We start from the raw sequence: 16,945 nt of genomic DNA, 5'->3' as shown, positions 1-16,945 counted from the left end.
TCCAATCAGCACTGAACCATCGTCCCAGACGTATTCTGAACTATCTTCGACCATGCAATTACTACCGACGCATGGCTTAACAACCTAGACCACTATCAAGGATTCGTTATCATCGTTGCACTTGACTTGAAAATTGAGGAAAAAAAAACTACTAAACTTTCACCTAAATCAACCCGCGCACCCGCTGCCTCAGCGCCGGCACCACGCCGGCCTCAAACCACGGGTTCTTCTTCATCCAGCCGTAGTTCAGCGGCGACGGGTGCACCAGCGGAAAATACTGCGGCAGGTAGTCTTGGTAGTGCTGGACCGTCGCCGTCAGCGTCTTCTGCCGGCGCGTGCCCAGGTAGTAGCGCTGGGCGTACTGGCCGATCAGCAGGGCCAGCTCCACATGCGGCATTAACTTCAAAAGCGGCGCGTGCCACTTTTCCGCAAAGCCCTTGCGCGGCGGCAGGTCGCCCGACTTACCCTTGCCCGGATAGTAAAAGTCCAGCGGCAGGATGCCGATGCGGCCGGTGTCGTAGAACTCCTCGCGAGTCACGCCCATCCAATCGCGCAGGCGGTCGCCGCTGGGGTCGTTCCAGAAGCTCTCGGTTTCTTGGGCCTTGCGACTGGGCGCCTGGCTGATGATGAGCAGCCGCGCGTTGGGGTCGATTTTGTACAGCGGCTTCACCCCTGCCTTAGTGTAGTCGGCGTTTTGGGGATCAGCCATGATGGCGTTAAAAATTTCACTGGCGGTTTGCATGCTGATGCTGTTTGGCCTCCTTGCGGGCGAGCTTTTTCGATAGACCGTGCTTATTGGGCTTGATGACGCGCTTGTGCGGCCGCTTTTCCGCGTAAAACACAAAGTAGCCGTCTTGCTCCGTCACCTGCACAAAACCGAAGACGCTTCTGATCTTGTTTTCGTACCAGGTCCGGCGCTTGGTCACCATGTAGAGCTTGCCAAAATCGGTCAAATGCTGGTGGGCGCCTTCGATGAAGCCCTTGGCCACCTTGAAATCCGTGTGGTACGGCGGGTTGGACAGCACCGCATGAAAGGTCTGGCCGTTGAGCTGGCCCCAGCCGTCGCTGACCAGCGCGCACACGCTGACGTCGTTGGCCGCGGCGTTTTGCTGGGTCAGTCGCACCGCGTCGGGGTCGACATCGACCGCGGTCACCGCGGCGTTCGGCAGCGTTTTGGCCAGAAAAGTCGCCACGAACCCGAAGCCGCAGCCCAAGTCGAGGATGCGACCCCCATCCTTCAGCTGGGCCACGTCGAGCATCGCCGCCGTGCCGCGGTCCAGGCCACGCGGGGAGAACACCGTGGCGTCTGTTTCAAAAGTTAACGAGACATCGTGATAATCGATCTGCATAAAATTCCTTCCACCCAGCTGCTAAATCACCGTTGCCAGGTTATCCTTCAGGACCTGCGCCGACTCGGTCAGCTTGGCCAGGTCGTCCTTGTTCAAGTCCAACTGTAAAATGCGATCCAGCCCCTGGCCGCCAAGCAGCACCGGCACACCGATCGACACGTCGCGCAGCCCGTACTCCCCTTGCAGGTGCACGGACATCGCAAACGCGGCGTGGTCATCGTTGAGAATCGCTGCGGTCAGCCGAGTCAGGCTGGCGGCAATGCCGTAGAACGTGGCGCCTTTTTTGTCGATGATCGAGTACGCCGCTGTTTTGACCTGGTTGCTCAGGGCGTCAAAATCGCGCGCCTGCTGGGCCTTCGGGACAAAGTCGCACAGGGGCTGGCCGCCAATCGTCGCAAAATCCCACACTGGGAACTCAGAGTCGCCGTGCTCGCCCATAATGTACGCATGCACGGTCCGGACGTCGACGTTGTAGCGGCGGCCGATCTCCGAGCGCAGCCGGGCAGAGTCCAGCGCGGTGCCGGACCCCAGCACGCGGTTGCGCGGCAGGCCGGACAGGCGCAGCACCAGCTCGGTCAGCACGTCGACCGGGTTGGAGGCCACCAGGATGATGCCGTCGAAGTGGTTGGCCATGATGTTCTTGGTGATGTCCGTGATGATCGCCGCGTTTTTCGCCAGCAGCTGCAGGCGCGTTTCGCCAGGCTTTTGCGCGACGCCCGCCGTGATCACGACCAGGTCCGCGTACTCGACATCGGCGTAGCTCGCCGCGTAAATGCTTTTCTGCGCCACGTACGGCAGCGCGTCGGACAGGTCCTCGACGTCGCCTTGCACGCGGGTCATGTTGACATCGATGATGCCCAGGCTGCCGCCCACCCCGCTGGTGAGCAGGTTAAACGCATAACTGGAGCCGATCGCACCGTCGCCGATCAAGACAATATTGGCAGATTTCATGAGGCGTTCCTCCTTATGGACTGAGTGAAGTGACCACCGCTGCGGGCAGGCCTGAAGACGGCTGGCCGCGCTTTAATTGCGTCTTCAGTATACAGGCCGCGTCGGTGAAAAGAAAATATTTGCGCACCGCACAAGGATCTCGCACCCACCATGTTCGCCCTATCCGAACCGCCAATAATGCGTTAGAATTAAAGCGCATACATAGGCGACGTGCTGCTAACTCATTGCCAATTGCACCTGCCGCATATCATAGGAGGAGTGGTCTTGAAAAAAATCCTCGTTGTCTTAACTAACACGACTCAGTTCACCAAGAAGCCCGAAGCCACCGGCCTCTGGCTGGGTGAGGCGACCGAGTTCGTCGACATCATGGCGTCACATTACCAAATCGATTATGTCAGCCCGCAAGGCGGCTATGTGCCACTGGACCCGCGCAGCCTGAAAGCCGCCGACGCCGCAGTGCTGGCGCGGTACCGCGACCGTGAGTTCCAGCGCAACGCTTTGTGCGACACGTTAGCCCCGGGCGTGATCAACCCCACCGACTACGCGGCCATTTACTACACCGGCGGCCACGGCGTGATGTTCGATTTTCCGGAGAACCCAGCGCTGCAAACCATCGCGCAACAAATCTACGCTTCAGGCGGCTATGTGACGTCGGTCTGCCACGGCATCGCCGGCCTGCTTAACTTGCGAGACGACCAAGGCCAGTACCTCATCGCCGGCCGCCACGTGACCGGATTCACGACTCAAGAGGAAATCCTCTCGCAAAAGCGCGGCCTTGTCCCGTTTTTGAACGAAAAAGTCGCGGCAGACCGCGGTGCCCACTTCGACAAAAAGGTCCCGTTCCGGCCGTTTGCGATCAAGGACGGCCAGCTGATCACGGGGCAAAACCCGTGGAGCGTCAAATCCGTTGCCAACACCTTGCTGCAGGCGCTGGCCGGGACAAATTAAAACCCGCGCCACAGAATCTGCACGGGTCTTGAAACTTTACTGATAGAGACGAGCGGCCTTGCTTGCTTCGGCAAACTTGGCGCCCGCCTTTTTGTTCGCACTTTTCAGGGCGCTGAGCTCCTGGCTGAACACATCGACTTCACCCGTCAGCGCAGCCAGGCGTTTCGCGTCTACCACCAGCTCACTGGGGTGTAGCGCGTGCAACGCGAACAGAATGTCCAGTCCGACGTTGAGCAGTTGCGGCTGCCACAGGTGCTGCAGGTGGACCTGAATACCTTGGCAGACCTCGCCCTGGTACTGGCCCGCCAGCGGTTTGAACACGGTCGGCCGGTAGTGGACCTGCCTGCTTTGCCCGGCCAGGGTCTGGCTGAGCATTTCGCTGAGTTTTTGGCTGTTCAGCCACGGCGCCCCGAACTGCTGAAACGGCAGCGCGGTGCCGCGCCCGACCGAAACATTGAGCCTCTCAAGCAGCCCCAGTCCCGGCAGCAGCGCCACGCTGGCCAGCGTAGGGAGAAATTGCTTCGGTGCGATCCACGGCAGGTCATTTTCCGCCACCGTGCCGGTCGCGTCCCAACCGGTCACCGGCACCACCCGCAGGTCGCAGTCGATTTGCGGATTGGCCCAGCGCGCCAGCTCACCCGGCGTCAGGCTGTGTAAAATAGGTAGCCCTGCCACGCCATCAGCAGAAGCCAGCGCCGCCGGCATCGGCGTGCCTTCCGGATCCAGGCGGCCAAGCGGCAGCACGCGGTCAAAGACCACGAAAGGCACATCCGCCTCGGCTGCCGCCTGCATGCCCGCCAGCTCCAGCGCCACACTAGCATCGAACCGCACGCCGGTGGCCGCGATGTCGTAAGCCAGCACGTCCACGTCAGCCAGCGCCCCCACGGGCAAATTGGCGCCAGTGAAGTTCACGACCGGCACCGCCGAAACCGGCGCGGTCGCCTCTCCTTGGCAGAACAGTTTAACGACTTTCCCTAACGTGTTCAGCACCTGCGCGTCAGGGGTGAAGTCCTTAGCGACCCCGGTCTGATTAGTGATCAGCCCGATGCGCTGCCCCTTCAGTGTTTTTTCTGCCATTTGACTGTTGTCGATTCCGTTATTGGCCATCGTCTGCCCCCTGTTTTTCGTTAAGTATAACGTACCGCACCTGCCGCCAAGTCGGCAAATTACTCGGCTTTACAGTTCCGTCATTCCCATGCCGCGCTGGCCCCAGCCGTGATAGGACGCCGCCAGCCAGGAGAGAAAGTGGACCCCAGCAGACGAAAGCTGACCGCGGGCGGCCAGCGGGGAAAGCTGACGTTGAAGGTCGGCTGCGACCCGCGGCTCGTAGACGTGCTTGGTCAGATCCGCCTTGGCACTTTGGAGGATCGCCACTTCTTTTGCCGGGGTTGCATCGTCGGCCAATAGCTGATCCACTTGTTGCAGTAAATTAGGCGCCTTGTCTTTGCTCATCATGAGCCTCCTTGAATGAGATGGCCTGAACTGGCCAGCAGAAACCGGTCACCAAAAACCAATGCGTCCAGCGTACCACCACTGACCCCCGTTCGGCCACGATTACTTGACCGGCGCCGGACCGACCGAATAAAGGCGGCTTATGAACTCGTTTTAGCTGGCGAAACCATGCGCCAAGAGACAAAAAGTGCCTCGCCTCACTAACTGAATAGCGAAACGAAACACCAGTAACTGATTAAATCACGCCGTTCACCAGCGCGAGAAAAGTCGTCAAGATCAGCATATCCGCGGAGCCGCCAAGACTCAGGTTCCGCCTTAAAAAGTCGCTGTTCATTTGGGCGAGTAACTTTTTGCCAGCGTCAGTGTGGGTGCCCCCGGCATCAAGAATTGCCTGCGCCTGGGCCTGCGCGTCAGCCACGACAGCAGTGGTCCCGGCGCGGTGGATCAGATTGGTATCCTCGAAATGGGCCACGATTGCCAGCAAGCTGTCGAGCAGCCGCTCGTTCAAGCTGCCTTGGGCCTGCTTCAGCGTGGGCAACCCATGCGCAAAGACGCTAGGATAGCCGGCTTCGGCCTCGCCGCGCACCCCGGTCAATCCGTGGGCCAGGTAGAGTTTCTCCCCGGCCGTCAGCGCGGCCGCGGGTTTGCCTGCCGTGTGGGCGAAGTCCTGCTCAGTCAGTCCCGCCAGCATCTGCTGAACGACGGCCTGCACCGATGCGGCACCTGGTGCGGCCTGCTGATAGGCCGTCGCCGCGACCAGGATGCCCAGCGAAAAGATCGCGCCTTTGTGGGTGTTAACCCCGCCAGTCGCCTGGTACATCGCCTTTTCCGCCTGGACGCCGGCCGGGCGCAGCTGTTGGAACAGCGCGGGCAGCTCAGCTGTCCACCCCGCGCCCGCAGTGGCACAGAACTGCAGGTAAGGCTGCAGGCTGAGGCTGGAGTCGATGAAGGTAAACACCGTCATGTCCGGATGCGGACCGGCGCTGACCGGATCGACCAGCCCTGGCTTGGGATTGACGCTCACTTCGTAAAGAAGTGCACGCGTGGCAAAATTGGCGAGCTGCGCCGAGCTATATGACGACATAAAAGAGTCCTTTCACTTGTTCTGCATCATGAAGTGCCGCAGCGTCTGGTTGAACGGCTCCGGCACCTCGGCCATGATATCATGACCGCAATTGGGAATCATCACCTCACGCACATGCGCGTTGCGGCGCATCACCCACTGGCCGTACCCATTGTTGAAATACGGGGTCTGCAAGGCGGTCACAAACAGTGTCGGCGCCGTTTCCGCCGTCGCCGCCCCGCGCCAGTCCGCTTCGTAATGATTCTTGAGCAGAGCAAGCCCTGCCTCATGGGAAAACGGATGGCGACTTTCGGCGCGGATGAAGGTGTTCATCACCTGGGGCGCCATGCCGTGCAGGGTCTCGTGGCCCGGGCGCGGTCGCACCAGCTGCACCGGTGCGGTGCGTGCGGTGAGGCCCTGAAACCCGTACGGCCAGTCAGGCGTGTTGATCATTTTCGGCGACTGATCCACGATCACTAGTCCGCTGACCGCAACTTCTGGATACTTTTGGCGAAACGCCCACAGCACGCTGGCACCCATTGAGTGCGCGACCAGCAGCGGCCGGGTCAGGTTCAGTCCTTTAATGACAGCCAGCAGATCATCCGCCAGCTGCTCAAGACTGGTTGCCACGGCCCCGATCGATTCGCCCTGGCCGCGGTAGTCGAAACACACGGTTTGCGCGCGCCGGCTAAACGTTGCCATTTGCGCGGTCCAAATCTCCTTGTAGCTGCCAAACCCGTTGAGAAACACCACCGGACGGCCGCTGCCTTCAGTTTGAATGGCTAATTTTGCTTCAGGCACTTCTAACACTTTTAACGCTCGCTTTCAAAATGCCAGGGGTCATCTGTCAATTGGGGACCGCTCGCCGTTTTCATCATGATCTGAGCGTCCCGGTGCTGGGCGTACTCCTCCAGGGAGAAGCCGTCCTGACCGTGAACCACCTGAATGTCCGCGTGCGCGCCGGCAATGGCCTGCAGCCGCTGGACCAACTGCGCGGCGGCGGCCAAGCTCAGCGGCTGGGCTGGGCGATTCATGATAACATCCACGTCCGAAACCGGGCGGGCCATTTTCAGCCCGGTCACCAGCTCGAACTGCAGACTGCCGCCAACGCCCCAGTCAAAGCCTTGCAGCAGCGGCTGAAGCTGAACCAGCTTGTGAAACGCGGGCAGCTGCGCCCGCGCCGGGTCCAGCTTTGGCAGCAGCGCCAGTGCCTGCTGCGGTGTGACCGTTTCGGTGTACCCTTCTGGGGCCACAAACGCCGCGAAGCGCTGAGGCTTCTGATAGCCACGAAGGCCGACCGGATACCGGTCGGCCTGGGGGCCACGCCGCACGATCACGTACGGTGATTCATTAAGCATGGCTTCTGCCCATGCCGGCAACGCCGCACTCGCCGTTAAAGCGCTGCGACTTTTCAGCCGGATGAGCGTGTGGGGTGCTAGTCGTTCCATTGCTGATCCATCAGCGCGCGGACTTTGTTGGTGGCCTTGCGACCGCCGCCTTCGCCGTTGACCGCGATGGCGTTCGTGTAACGGAACGAAAGATCGGTCGGCGCGTTTTCGAGGCTCTTAAAGGCATCGTCCAGTGCAGCCTTAACGGTGGAAACAGCCTTTTCGTCGTGGTCGTACCCCTTCACACCCTTGATCAGGTTGTACAGGGAGCCCAGCTTCTGGTAGTTTTCAATGTCGTAAGCCATGGCTGGCACGTGCTTGGTGGCCTCTTCCAATTCGGCGATCGTCCGCTGGGTAATGCGGGCACTGGAGGCCTTGCTCATCGCCTGAATGGTGATGTCAAGATCATCGAGCGCGACCAACCGGTTCGACTGCAGGCCCTGGGCCAAGAAACCGCCGGAAACCGCGTCGCCGGGGATAAAGGAAACCACCTTGTGACCGGCCTGACGCGCCCGGGCATAGGCACTCGCAGCAGAAGCCAAGGCCATGTGGATCCCAATCAGCTCTTCTTTGTAACCGTACGCCTGACTCGGCACATCCACCACAATGACGATCGGCGTCTTCTGGGCCGCCGGCTTGTCCTTGTCGGCAGCGATCAAATCGTTGACGACACTGGCAACGGTGTAGCCTTCCTGCAGCCCTGCCTCGCCGTGGCGGACCCGCGGAAAGCGATTGTTTTCGTCGGGCACAATGGCGACGTATTCGCGACCGTCAGCCTGGGCGTGCAGCACAGTCGGCACGTCGCTCTTGGCATTCTTGATGCCGGTCAGCAGTTCGAACCAGTTGCGGCCGCGAGACTTGGTGCCAGGCTGACTGCCTTCAACTGCTGGGGCCAAGTGATGCGCCTTAACGTCGACCTGCTTGAACAGCTTGTCGTAACCGGCAATGTCCAGCGGTTTGCTTGGATCGAGTTGGTCAAGCAAGGACAGGTAGAAGTCCCCGCGCTGATCGCGATGAGAATCCTTCTTTTCGTTGATGGCATCGCTGATGGCCTTGCGGAAGGCCTCAACATCGTCTGCCACGACCTCATCGATGATGCCGGTGGCCTGACGCTGCTTGGTGCCCAGCGTGTCCCAGATCAGATTCTTGTCGGAAGAATCCCATTCTTTGACGCCGGCTTCCTGCTCGATGACTTCGGGGCCGTTCAAGCCGATGCGGGCCTTGTCGGTACCAATGACATAAGACAGCAAGGCGTTGGTGATGGACATGCCACCGAAGGAGCCGACCCGACCGGGCACGAGCCCGATGACTGGGACATACTTCTTGAGCGCAATGACCATGTTGTGGATCTCGGAAATTGAAAGCAGGCCGTAGTTGGCTTCCTGCAGGCGAACACCGCCGGTATCCAAAATGATGATTGGGTAAATGGTGTTGCCGGCCTTGTTGTCAGCCAAGGCGTGCTCCAGTGCGGAAACGATTTTCGCCCCGGACACTTCACCGATACCGCCGCCCTGGAAGCTGCCTTCAATGGCGATGATCAGGGTGTTTTTGCCGTCAAGCTTGCCCTTCATGACCACAATGCCGTCATCGGCTTCGGGCACAATGCCCTGCGGCTCCAAATGCGGTGAAATCATGTTGTCAAACGGGCCAATCAGTTCACGGGTGCTGTCCGCGTCAAGTAAGGCTTCAGCGCGCTGCCGGGCGTGCAATTCTACAAAACTATTGCTCATCTTTCAACGCCTCCATTGCTTGGGTAAGCCGCAGGTTAACGACCCCAGGGGTGGCCCCGAAGTCATTGATTTCAAAATCCGCCAGCAGCGGGTAGCGGTCAAAGAAGCGGGTCAGAACGTTCTGCCAAACTTCTTTAAAACCGTCGCTGCCGGTCACAATATTCAGCTCGGACTCTTTTTTGTCCGTCGGCTTCATGATGACTTCAAGGTCACCGGAGGCAACCACGCCAATGTGGACCGGGTGGTCGATCGGCTGGGTCGCTTGATACTTAAAGTGCAATTTTTCCATGATAGTGCTCCTCTCATGTGGAAAGGCTGCGGAGCGCGGCGTTCTTAGCCCGACGGCTAGCCTAGCTCAAGCCATTGCCGGCCGTTTTTGCCGGCGATGGTTTGAGCGTAGCTAGACGCTCGGGCGTTGCCGCGCGGAGCGCAACTGCGATAGACTGCCAGGCGCGCCTCGAAAAATGTTCCGTAGTCGCGCTTCGGGCTCGCAACGGGGGAGCATCTAGCTACGCCTAACGCCTCGCCGGCCAAGAACGCCGGCAATGCGTTAGGCTAGGCTAGCTGTCCCCCTAAGACCGCGAGCCCTACGCAGCCTTATGACCAGCTTCTGAACTTCGCCGGCGGGTTGTACAAACCTTTGGACCACTTCACGAGGTCCTCCATGTTCTGCGCTGCCAGCAGCGAACGGGTCGCCTGGTTGCGGTTGACGCCAAGGTCTTCTGGGAACGCCACGATGCCGCGCTCGCGCAGATCCTTAACGACCGCCGGATCAGACCGCAGGCCCACTGGGGTGACCCCGGCGATGGCCTCAATCGCCGCCTGCCGCTCAGCCATGGAATCGGTCTTGTACAAGTATGCGATCCCTTCCTCGGTCACGATGTGCGTCGTGTCCTCGGAGTAGATCATGATCGGCACGTTTGCCAGCTTGGCCTCTTCGCGGACCTTGACCGCGTCAAGTGAATCAACGAAGACGGGCCGCTTGTTAGAGCCAAAGGTTTCAACCATTTGGACGACCAGCTTTTGGCCTTTGCCCAGCGGATCATTGTCCGGCCGCAAGCTCTGCCATGCCGGTGTTGAGTGACGGCGCCCGGTTGGGTTGGAGCCCATGTTAGGCGCACCGCCGAACCCGGACAGCCGGCCGTTGGTCACCGTTGATGAGTTGCCGTACTGGTCGATCTGCAGCGTCGAGCCGACAAACATGTCCAGCGCGTACTGCCCAGCCATTTGGCCAAAGGCCCGGTTGGAACGCATCGAACCGTCTTTGCCGACAAAGAAGATGTCAGGGCGCGCCGCGATGTACTTTTCCATCCCAACTTCACCGCCAAATGAGTGGATCGACTGGATCCAGCCGGATTCAATGGCAGGAATCAGGGTCGGGGTCGGGTTAACTTCCCAGTTCGGCACGATCTTGCCCTTCAGGCCCAGCTGCTCGCCGTAGGTCGGCAGCAGCAGTTCGATCGCGGCGGTGTTAAACCCAACACCGTGGTTGACGGACTGAACGTTGTGCTTTTCGTAGATTCCGCGGATGGCCATCATGCCCATCAGGACCTGCAGTTCTGTGATGTTCTGCGGATCACGCGTGAACAGCGGCTCGAGCTGGTAAGGCTCGTCGGCCGGGATCACAACGTCGACCCAGTCGCCTGGGATGTCAACGCGCGGCACCTTGTCGACGATTTCGTTGGCCTGCACGATCACGATGCCATCGTGGAACGCCGCGGATTCAACAATGACCGGGGTTTCCTCGGTGTTGTTGCCGGTGTACAAGTTGCCGTCGTGATCGACCTTGTCCGCCGCGACCAGCACGACGTTCGGGATCAAGTCAACGTACAGGCGGGCGTACAGTTCAAGGTACGTGTGAATGTCGCCGACCTTCAGGGTGCCATCGGCGATCATCTGTGAAACGCGGGTGCTTTGCGGACCGGCAAACGAAAAATCCATCTTGGAGGCAATGCCGTCTTCAAAAATGTCCAGGTGTTCCGGCCGTGAAATACTGCTCATGATCATGTGCAGATCGTGCACTTTTTCCGGGTCGACTGATGCCAGTGTCTTTGACAAGAAACTGGCCTGCTTCTGGTTGTCGCCTTCAAGCACGACCTTATCACCAGGGGCAATCAAGCCTTCCAGCAGGGTCTTGGCATCCTTCGTCTTCGCAAGCTTGCCATCGAGCAGACTGCTCATGGCCGAGAGCTTGCTTGCTTTGGCTTCGCGATGCGTTGCCCAATCACGTTCTTCGCTCATTAATAAGAACCTCTTTCCCATTTATTCAATAAAAATGCTGCATCTGAGACACTCATTTGATCCAGACTGATCTGGTGCAAATCGCCGAACTTCTGGCCCAGGGCCTTGCGGAACGGCCGGCCGGGCGAAAAATTGACGATGCTGTCCGGCTGGTAGTCGTGCGCGACCCCCATCATGGCCTCAAAATAAACCGGGTGCTTCAGGTTTGACGTCAGGTCTTCACGCATCGGCGGCGTCTGCCGAACGGCGCGGCCGGAATAGTTGGCCAGGTAAATACCAGCCGGCTTTTTCAGCTCAACGTCTGCCATCGCCGCGGCCAGCTGCGTGCTGACCTTGGTCATCAGCGGCGAATGTGATGGCACTGGCACCTTCAAGCGGCGGGCCAGGACCGCGCCGTTTTGCTTGGCGAGCGCCACCACCTCATCGATGGCGGTCAACTCTCCGGACAGCGCGGTTTGATCCTCCGCGTTTTGATTCGACGCGTAAACCGGATGCGCGGTGCTGTGGACCTGCGCCACCAGCTTTTCGACCGCGTCACGACTCAGCCCGACAACGACACCCATGCCGTAGCCGGTTGGGTAGGCGCCTTGCATCAGCTCCGCCCGCCGTTTCACGACGCGGAACAAGTCATCTTTTTCCAGACTGCCGATCGCGTACGCCGCGGCGAACACGCCGAGACTGTGCCCCGCCACCAGGTGGGGCTTCAGGCCGGCTTTGAACATTGCATCGACCTGCGCGACTTGCAGTAGCTCGATGCCCACCTGCAGCTGAACGGAGTCCTGATAGGCAATGTCTGTGTCCAGAAGCTTCATTCCCAGCAAGTCCGCCACGTGGCTGCGTAAATCGGCATCCACGTCCGCCAGCATGCCGGCGTGTTGGCCGCCTTGCCCGGGGAAAATCCATAATGAATTCACGGTTGACCTTCTCTCTAGTTCCATCCGATCGCTCTCACGGTTACACTTTAACTGGTATTGATACCGATGTATAATGAATCTTAATCATATATATAATTCCTAGTTATGAATGAAAGCAGGTCTACCCATGAATCTCACTCAGCTCCAAGGGTTCGTTTACACCGCCCAAACCGGCAGCATCACCCAGGCCGCTAAACAGGCCTACATCAGCCAGCCGGCCATGTCGAAAATGATCCAGGAGCTCGAAAAAGAGCTCGGCGTCTCCTTATTTGACCGCGTCGGCCGCGGCATCGAGATCAACGATGCCGGCCGCACCTTTTTGAATTACGTTGAGGCCGGACTGGACCAAATCGAAGCCGGGGTCGAGGCCGTCGCCAACCCGACGACTAAGCAGCAGCCGATCCGCCTGCTGGTCGAGGTGGCCTCCGCCTTGATTCCAGACATCATCACCACCATCCACCAGATCTATCCCAACGCGCCAATCAAACTGACGCAGCGCATTGCGGCGGTCAACGAGACGCGCGACTTTGACTTCACGATTTCCACGCGCACGCCTCGCCCTGACCGCCGCGCGGTGACCCTGTTAAACGAGGAGATCCTGATTGGCAGTGCCGATCCCAAAATCAAGGAACAGCCTTTTATTCAGCCTGCCGACTTGGCGGGGCAGCCCATCGTCTCGCTCGGCCCGCACACCCCGTTGCGCGACACCCTGGACGCTTACTTCGCCAAAAACGGCATTCAGCTTAACTATCAGTTCGAATCCGACGACCCTGCCAGCATCCGCGCCATGCTGGGGGCGGGCATCGGGGTTGGCTTCATCCCCTCAGTCACTTGGGCGGGCACCGGCAAGCGGCTGAACCTGGCACGCATCACCCCGGATCCGCCATTTCGGACCATCTACCTCACCGAGGGCCAGGCCAAGGAAGACGTTCGGACGCGGCAGGTCGCCAACGCCTTGGTGGCGCTGTTTGTGGGCGAGCGAGCCAAGGCGCTGACGGTCTGACAATAAAAAGTATCGCTTGCAACTGATTGCGTAACTCGTTACACTAACTCCGATAGTTCCCGCCGATCGCTTCTCACAAATTCGAATTAAGGTGGGACAAACCAATGAGTGATACCAAACCGCTCGAACCAGCCGCCGATATTGGCGACTACCTCAAGCTGGGCGCGTGTACTGCCGTCATGTCGCAGCCAATCATGAGCTACGCCTTGACGACCAGCCCCAGCATCGGCGCACAGACCTGGATCGGAATTATGTACAACCTGGTCAAGTACACGGCGCCAGCCTTTATTTTTGGCATTCTGTACACCACGACCCGCACCACCATCGCCGACCGCAGCCTGACTTACGGGCACTACATGAAAAATATGTGGCACGCCCTTTTCGTCCCGACCATCTGGTGGACGTTTATTTATCTGCTTGTCATGCCACAGATGCAACAGGTCAACCAGTATCATGATCTGGGCTCATTTTTATGGCATTTCATCAACGGGAATGCCGCACCGCATTTGTGGTACAACACCATGATGCTGCAGTTCATCATCTTGATGCCGCTGTTTTGGGCCATCGGCCGCTGGTGCGGTCAAAACGTGAAGCGCGGCGTGATCACCGCCTGCACGACTGTCGTCATCGCGGCGCTGTGGCTGTGGTTCTACGACACGCAGGTGTTCAACGGCCCACACGCCACCGACTGGTACCTGTTTGACCGACTGTTCATCAGCTTCTTCATTTACGGCGTCTTCGGGACGCTTGCCTGGCAGTACCGCAAGCAATTTAACCGCGCCATCATGAAGTGGTGGCCGGCTTTGGTCGTCGTGTTCCTCGGGACCTTCTGGTGGACCAACCACGAGCTGTTCAGCTATGGCTTCCCCATCAGCCTCGGCAATGCACCGTACTACAAGCCGTCCATGACGCTGTACGACCTGGCCGTGATTGGCCTGTTTTCCGCCCTGTGCCTGTACCAGGTCAAGGCTCGCCGGCCGTTCACCAAGTTCGTTCACAAGTTTGCGGGCTTTGCCTACAAGGCTTACCTGTCCAACGTGTTCTGGTCCGAGTGCCTGTGGCTCCTTTTTGGCAAGAACCTGACCACCAGCAACACTTGGGCTGGCATCCTGATCCTGTACGTGATGACCTGGTGTCTGTCGTTCGCCTCGGCGTTCGGTCTGCACGCCATCTGGTCACGCCTCAAGCCGATGCTTTTTAACCCGAAAACTGCGGCTGCCTAAAGGCAACGCAAAGGCGCGCGAATCAGCAATGATCTGCGCGCCTTTTTGGTGCTATTTGACTGGCGCCGCCTTGCACAGCGACCCGCAGCGACACTGCTCCGGCGTCACCATATCGCACTGGCAACGCCCGTGCGACCCTGCGCAAGCGCAACCGTCATGACAAACCATGCCCTGGTGGCACATGGGGTTCTCTTTATCCGAATCCATTTGCTCGCCTCCGTACTCGCAGGATACCCGCGAAGGCCCAAAAGCGCAAGCCGAAAGTCAAAAAAAGCGGCACGCGGCCGCTTCATTGCAAGAACGAAATTATTTTTGGTCCTTGAGCGCGATGGTCTTGATAATGCGCTCGCCCAGTTCAATTTCCGTGTTGGCGGCCATGAACTGATCCTGCGCGTGGATCAGGAGGATCGACTTTTGAATCATCTTCCCGTTCATTTCCTGAGTCATCAGCGAAGTCTGAATATTGTGCGCGCCGTTGAGTTGTTCCTTGGCGTCCGCAATCTTCTTCGTTGCGCCGTCGTTATCACCGGCAAGGGCGGCGTCAATGGCCTCAAGCGCGGTCGACTTTGCATTCCCAGCTGATAAAATAATCTGCATTGCAGTTTGTGCGACATCTTCATCCAATCTAATATACCTTCTTCGTCTAAGTTGATTTTGAAACCACTTTCAGTATGTTGTTGAAAGCGCCGTCTGTCAAGGCGTTTCGTGGCAAGGCAGGCGCGCGTCAAGCCCGTTTGGCAAAAAATGCAGGGCCGCTAGCAGCGGCGACCGCGCATTTTTCACAATCTAGAAACGGATTAAACCTCGCTGAAATCGATGTCGAGGTCTTTCTTCGCGGCGGCCTGCTCCTCGCCGATATACTGCTTATCGAGCATCTTGACGAACGGGTAGTAAATCAAAACGCCCAGAATGATCTCGAACAGCTGCAGCACCGACGCGGTCCAGGACCCAGTCGCCAGCCACCCAGAGATGATTGGCGGCGTCGTCCATGGCAGCAGCACCCCATTCGTGCGCGGCACCCAGCCAAGGGTCATGACCAGGCCGGAAATCAGGGTGTTGAGAACCGGCACGGTGATGAACGGGATCGCAATGATCGGGTTCAGGACCACTGGCAGCCCGAAGATGATTGGCTCGTTGATGCCGAAGATCCCCGGCAAAATCGCCAACTTTGCCAGCTCCCGGATCCGCTTGGACTTGCAGACGGCAAACATGACGATCAGCAGCGACAGCGTGGACCCACCGCCACCGTACGTGGTGAAGATATCAATGAATGGCTGCGTGAAAATGTGCGGCAGTGGCAGGTGGTTCTGGAAGGCCTTCAGGTTATCCTGCGTCAGCACGAAGAAAATCGGCTGCCACACTGAGTTCGTGATGGTTGGCCCGTTGATCCCGAAGCACCACAGCAGAGACGCCAGGAAGTTATACAACAGCACGGACGGCAAAGAGTTACCGACGTGCTTCAGCGGCTCCTGCAGCATGGTGTAAATGAAGTTGTACGCCGTGCCAAATGAGGTCAAGGAAAACAGCACGTGAACAAGGAAGAAGGTCAAAATAACAAACGCTGACGGGATCAGCGCGTCAAACGACTGAGACACAGCCGGCGGCACGCCATCGGGCATCTTGATGGTCCAGTGGCGCCGAACAACGAAGCGATAAATCTCGACCGAGAAAATCGCGATGAAGATCCCCAGGAAAATGCCGTTCGGGCCCACGTACATGGTCTGAATCGCGGACACGGTGGTCTTGCCGACGTTAAAGCTCGTCGGGGTCAAGATCAGGAAACTGACCAGCGCGACAATGGCCGAGTGGATGGCTTCCAGCCCGCGGTTTTTCCCGTAGGCGTAGCCAATGCCGACCGTCGACAGGATCCCTGTGAAGCTGAACACGGAATTAGAAACCGAGCTAAACCATTCCATCCAGTGTGGCCCGAGGATCCCGGTCCAAAAATTCTCCCAGCCGGGGATCGGGAAGTTACCGATCAGCAGGAAAATCGAGGTGACAATGATCAGCGGTGTGATGATCAGAAAACCGTCGCGCAGTGACCTGAGCACCACGTTGTTGCCGAGCTTGGTGGCAACAGGCATCAAGACTGACTCAAATTTCTTTTGCATAGCGTTCCCCTCCTTTGAGCTTAGTAACAGTATTCGGCTTTAAAGGCGCTAAGATCTTCCCCCTTGACCAGCATGGCGGCCCCTGCCGCCAGGTGATCGACCGCGTCGGACAATCCTGTGCCGCCTTTCTTAGGCGCCTTCACGATCGTCAACTGGTCCTTGTACTGCGCGATCAAATCGGCATTCTTCTCTTCGGCAATCGCGGCGATTGCCGGGATCTTGGTTTGCGTCTGAAACGCGGTCGCCAGCTCGCAGGCCATTTGCGCGAATTCTGCGTAGTCGTATGTCGGGCCAAGCACCACCACATCGGCCCCCATTTTCTCGGCCATTTTGGTGAATTTGCGCTGCACTAACTCGCGATTGTCCGCGTAGTAATCCGTGCCGCAATAAAACGTGCCCAGCAGTTCGCCGTCGTTTTTCGCTAACGCTTTTTCGGTCGTGTCGGCCGAACCCATGGCCACACGTTCGCCGCCAAGCGGCGTGTCGGCGCGTTCCTTACCGCCAAGTCCGGCCTGCATCTGATCCAAAATGATAATGACTTTCATGGTTCTCCCCCCTTCACCTACTTAACT

18 protein-coding genes are annotated in these 16,945 nt (G+C 58.6%); 3 read left to right on the top strand and 15 right to left on the bottom strand.

Features of this window, described 5'->3' with window-relative positions:
- Positions 1-163 precede the first annotated feature (163 nt).
- From FC75_RS07140 to FC75_RS07130, 3 genes are read right to left on the bottom strand one after another with little or no spacing between them, the layout of a single operon-like run.
- Positions 164-742 carry a uracil-DNA glycosylase family protein gene (locus FC75_RS07140; RefSeq protein WP_054666548.1) on the bottom strand — a complete coding sequence of 193 codons (579 nt, stop codon included), beginning with the start codon at positions 740-742 and terminating at the stop codon, positions 164-166.
- Positions 726-1,349: a class I SAM-dependent methyltransferase gene (locus FC75_RS07135; RefSeq protein WP_054666551.1), complete on the bottom strand. Its 624-nt coding sequence runs from the start codon at positions 1,347-1,349 to the stop codon at positions 726-728. The genes FC75_RS07140 and FC75_RS07135 overlap by 17 nt, the downstream gene beginning before the upstream one ends.
- A gap of 21 nt (positions 1,350-1,370) precedes the next feature.
- A complete protein-coding gene (locus FC75_RS07130; RefSeq protein WP_056989504.1) occupies positions 1,371-2,300 on the bottom strand; it encodes an L-lactate dehydrogenase in 930 nt (309 codons plus the stop codon).
- A 264-nt stretch (positions 2,301-2,564) separates the two neighbouring features.
- Here FC75_RS07130 and FC75_RS07125 point away from each other — a divergent pair, with 264 nt between their 5' ends.
- The gene (locus tag FC75_RS07125) at positions 2,565-3,248 is read left to right on the top strand and encodes a type 1 glutamine amidotransferase domain-containing protein (protein WP_056989503.1); all 684 of its coding nucleotides are present in this window, start codon (positions 2,565-2,567) and stop codon (positions 3,246-3,248) included.
- 36 nt (positions 3,249-3,284) lie between these two features.
- On the opposite strand, the gene FC75_RS07120 is transcribed toward FC75_RS07125, so the two are convergent.
- The 9 genes from FC75_RS07120 to FC75_RS07080 all read right to left on the bottom strand — a co-directional run bounded on the left by FC75_RS07120 (position 3,285) and on the right by FC75_RS07080 (position 12,036).
- The gene (locus FC75_RS07120; RefSeq protein ID WP_056989502.1) at positions 3,285-4,355 is read right to left on the bottom strand and encodes a DUF1343 domain-containing protein; all 1,071 of its coding nucleotides are present in this window, start codon (positions 4,353-4,355) and stop codon (positions 3,285-3,287) included.
- Positions 4,356-4,424: 69 nt separating this feature from the next.
- Positions 4,425-4,700 carry a bacteriocin immunity family protein gene (locus tag FC75_RS07115; RefSeq protein WP_054666313.1) on the bottom strand — a complete coding sequence of 92 codons (276 nt, stop codon included), beginning with the start codon at positions 4,698-4,700 and terminating at the stop codon, positions 4,425-4,427.
- A gap of 235 nt (positions 4,701-4,935) precedes the next feature.
- Positions 4,936-5,784, bottom strand: coding sequence for a triphosphoribosyl-dephospho-CoA synthase (locus FC75_RS07110; protein ID WP_054666317.1), 849 nt, complete (start codon positions 5,782-5,784; stop codon positions 4,936-4,938).
- Between the two features lie 12 nt (positions 5,785-5,796).
- Complete coding sequence (locus FC75_RS07105; protein ID WP_162261100.1) at positions 5,797-6,564, bottom strand: alpha/beta fold hydrolase; 768 nt, start codon at positions 6,562-6,564, stop codon at positions 5,797-5,799.
- An 11-nt stretch (positions 6,565-6,575) separates the two neighbouring features.
- Entirely contained in the window at positions 6,576-7,211 is a 636-nt protein-coding gene (locus tag FC75_RS07100; RefSeq protein ID WP_056989501.1) for a malonate decarboxylase holo-ACP synthase, read from the bottom strand.
- Complete coding sequence (gene mdcD / locus FC75_RS07095) at positions 7,199-8,881, bottom strand: biotin-independent malonate decarboxylase subunit beta (protein WP_054664083.1); 1,683 nt, start codon at positions 8,879-8,881, stop codon at positions 7,199-7,201. The genes FC75_RS07100 and mdcD overlap by 13 nt, the downstream gene beginning before the upstream one ends.
- The gene (locus FC75_RS07090; protein ID WP_056989500.1) at positions 8,871-9,170 is read right to left on the bottom strand and encodes a malonate decarboxylase subunit delta; all 300 of its coding nucleotides are present in this window, start codon (positions 9,168-9,170) and stop codon (positions 8,871-8,873) included. Before FC75_RS07090 ends, mdcD begins: the two co-directional genes overlap by 11 nt.
- Before the next feature lie 308 nt (positions 9,171-9,478).
- Positions 9,479-11,122, bottom strand: a complete 1,644-nt coding sequence (gene mdcA, locus FC75_RS07085; RefSeq protein WP_056989499.1) for a malonate decarboxylase subunit alpha — start codon at positions 11,120-11,122, stop codon at positions 9,479-9,481.
- A complete protein-coding gene (locus tag FC75_RS07080) occupies positions 11,122-12,036 on the bottom strand; it encodes an ACP S-malonyltransferase (protein ID WP_056989498.1) in 915 nt (304 codons plus the stop codon). The genes mdcA and FC75_RS07080 overlap by 1 nt, the downstream gene beginning before the upstream one ends.
- Before the next feature lie 127 nt (positions 12,037-12,163).
- On the opposite strand from FC75_RS07080, the gene FC75_RS07075 reads away from it, so the two are divergent.
- Together FC75_RS07075 and FC75_RS07070 are read left to right on the top strand one after the other, a co-directional pair.
- On the top strand, positions 12,164-13,039 hold the full coding sequence (locus FC75_RS07075) for a LysR family transcriptional regulator (protein WP_054664086.1): 876 nt from the start codon (positions 12,164-12,166) through the stop codon (positions 13,037-13,039).
- 104 nt (positions 13,040-13,143) lie between these two features.
- Complete coding sequence (locus FC75_RS07070; protein ID WP_054664089.1) at positions 13,144-14,262, top strand: acyltransferase family protein; 1,119 nt, start codon at positions 13,144-13,146, stop codon at positions 14,260-14,262.
- 306 nt (positions 14,263-14,568) lie between these two features.
- Here FC75_RS07070 and FC75_RS07065 read toward each other — a convergent pair whose 3' ends face one another.
- The 3 genes from FC75_RS07065 to FC75_RS07055 form a co-directional block, all read right to left on the bottom strand.
- Positions 14,569-14,886, bottom strand: a complete 318-nt coding sequence (locus FC75_RS07065) for a PTS sugar transporter subunit IIA (RefSeq protein ID WP_054664092.1) — start codon at positions 14,884-14,886, stop codon at positions 14,569-14,571.
- Positions 14,887-15,059: 173 nt separating this feature from the next.
- Positions 15,060-16,373, bottom strand: coding sequence for a PTS sugar transporter subunit IIC (locus FC75_RS07060; protein ID WP_054664095.1), 1,314 nt, complete (start codon positions 16,371-16,373; stop codon positions 15,060-15,062).
- 20 nt (positions 16,374-16,393) lie between these two features.
- Positions 16,394-16,918, bottom strand: a complete 525-nt coding sequence (locus FC75_RS07055; protein ID WP_054664098.1) for a GrdB-related putative oxidoreductase — start codon at positions 16,916-16,918, stop codon at positions 16,394-16,396.
- Between the last annotated feature and the right edge of the window lie 27 nt (positions 16,919-16,945).

It is taken from the genome of Lacticaseibacillus camelliae DSM 22697 = JCM 13995 (genome assembly GCF_001436615.1).
GTDB classification, from domain to species: domain Bacteria; phylum Bacillota; class Bacilli; order Lactobacillales; family Lactobacillaceae; genus Lacticaseibacillus; species Lacticaseibacillus camelliae.
Note: the sequence above shows the minus strand (reverse complement) of the source record. Positions and strands in the feature narration are given on the sequence as shown.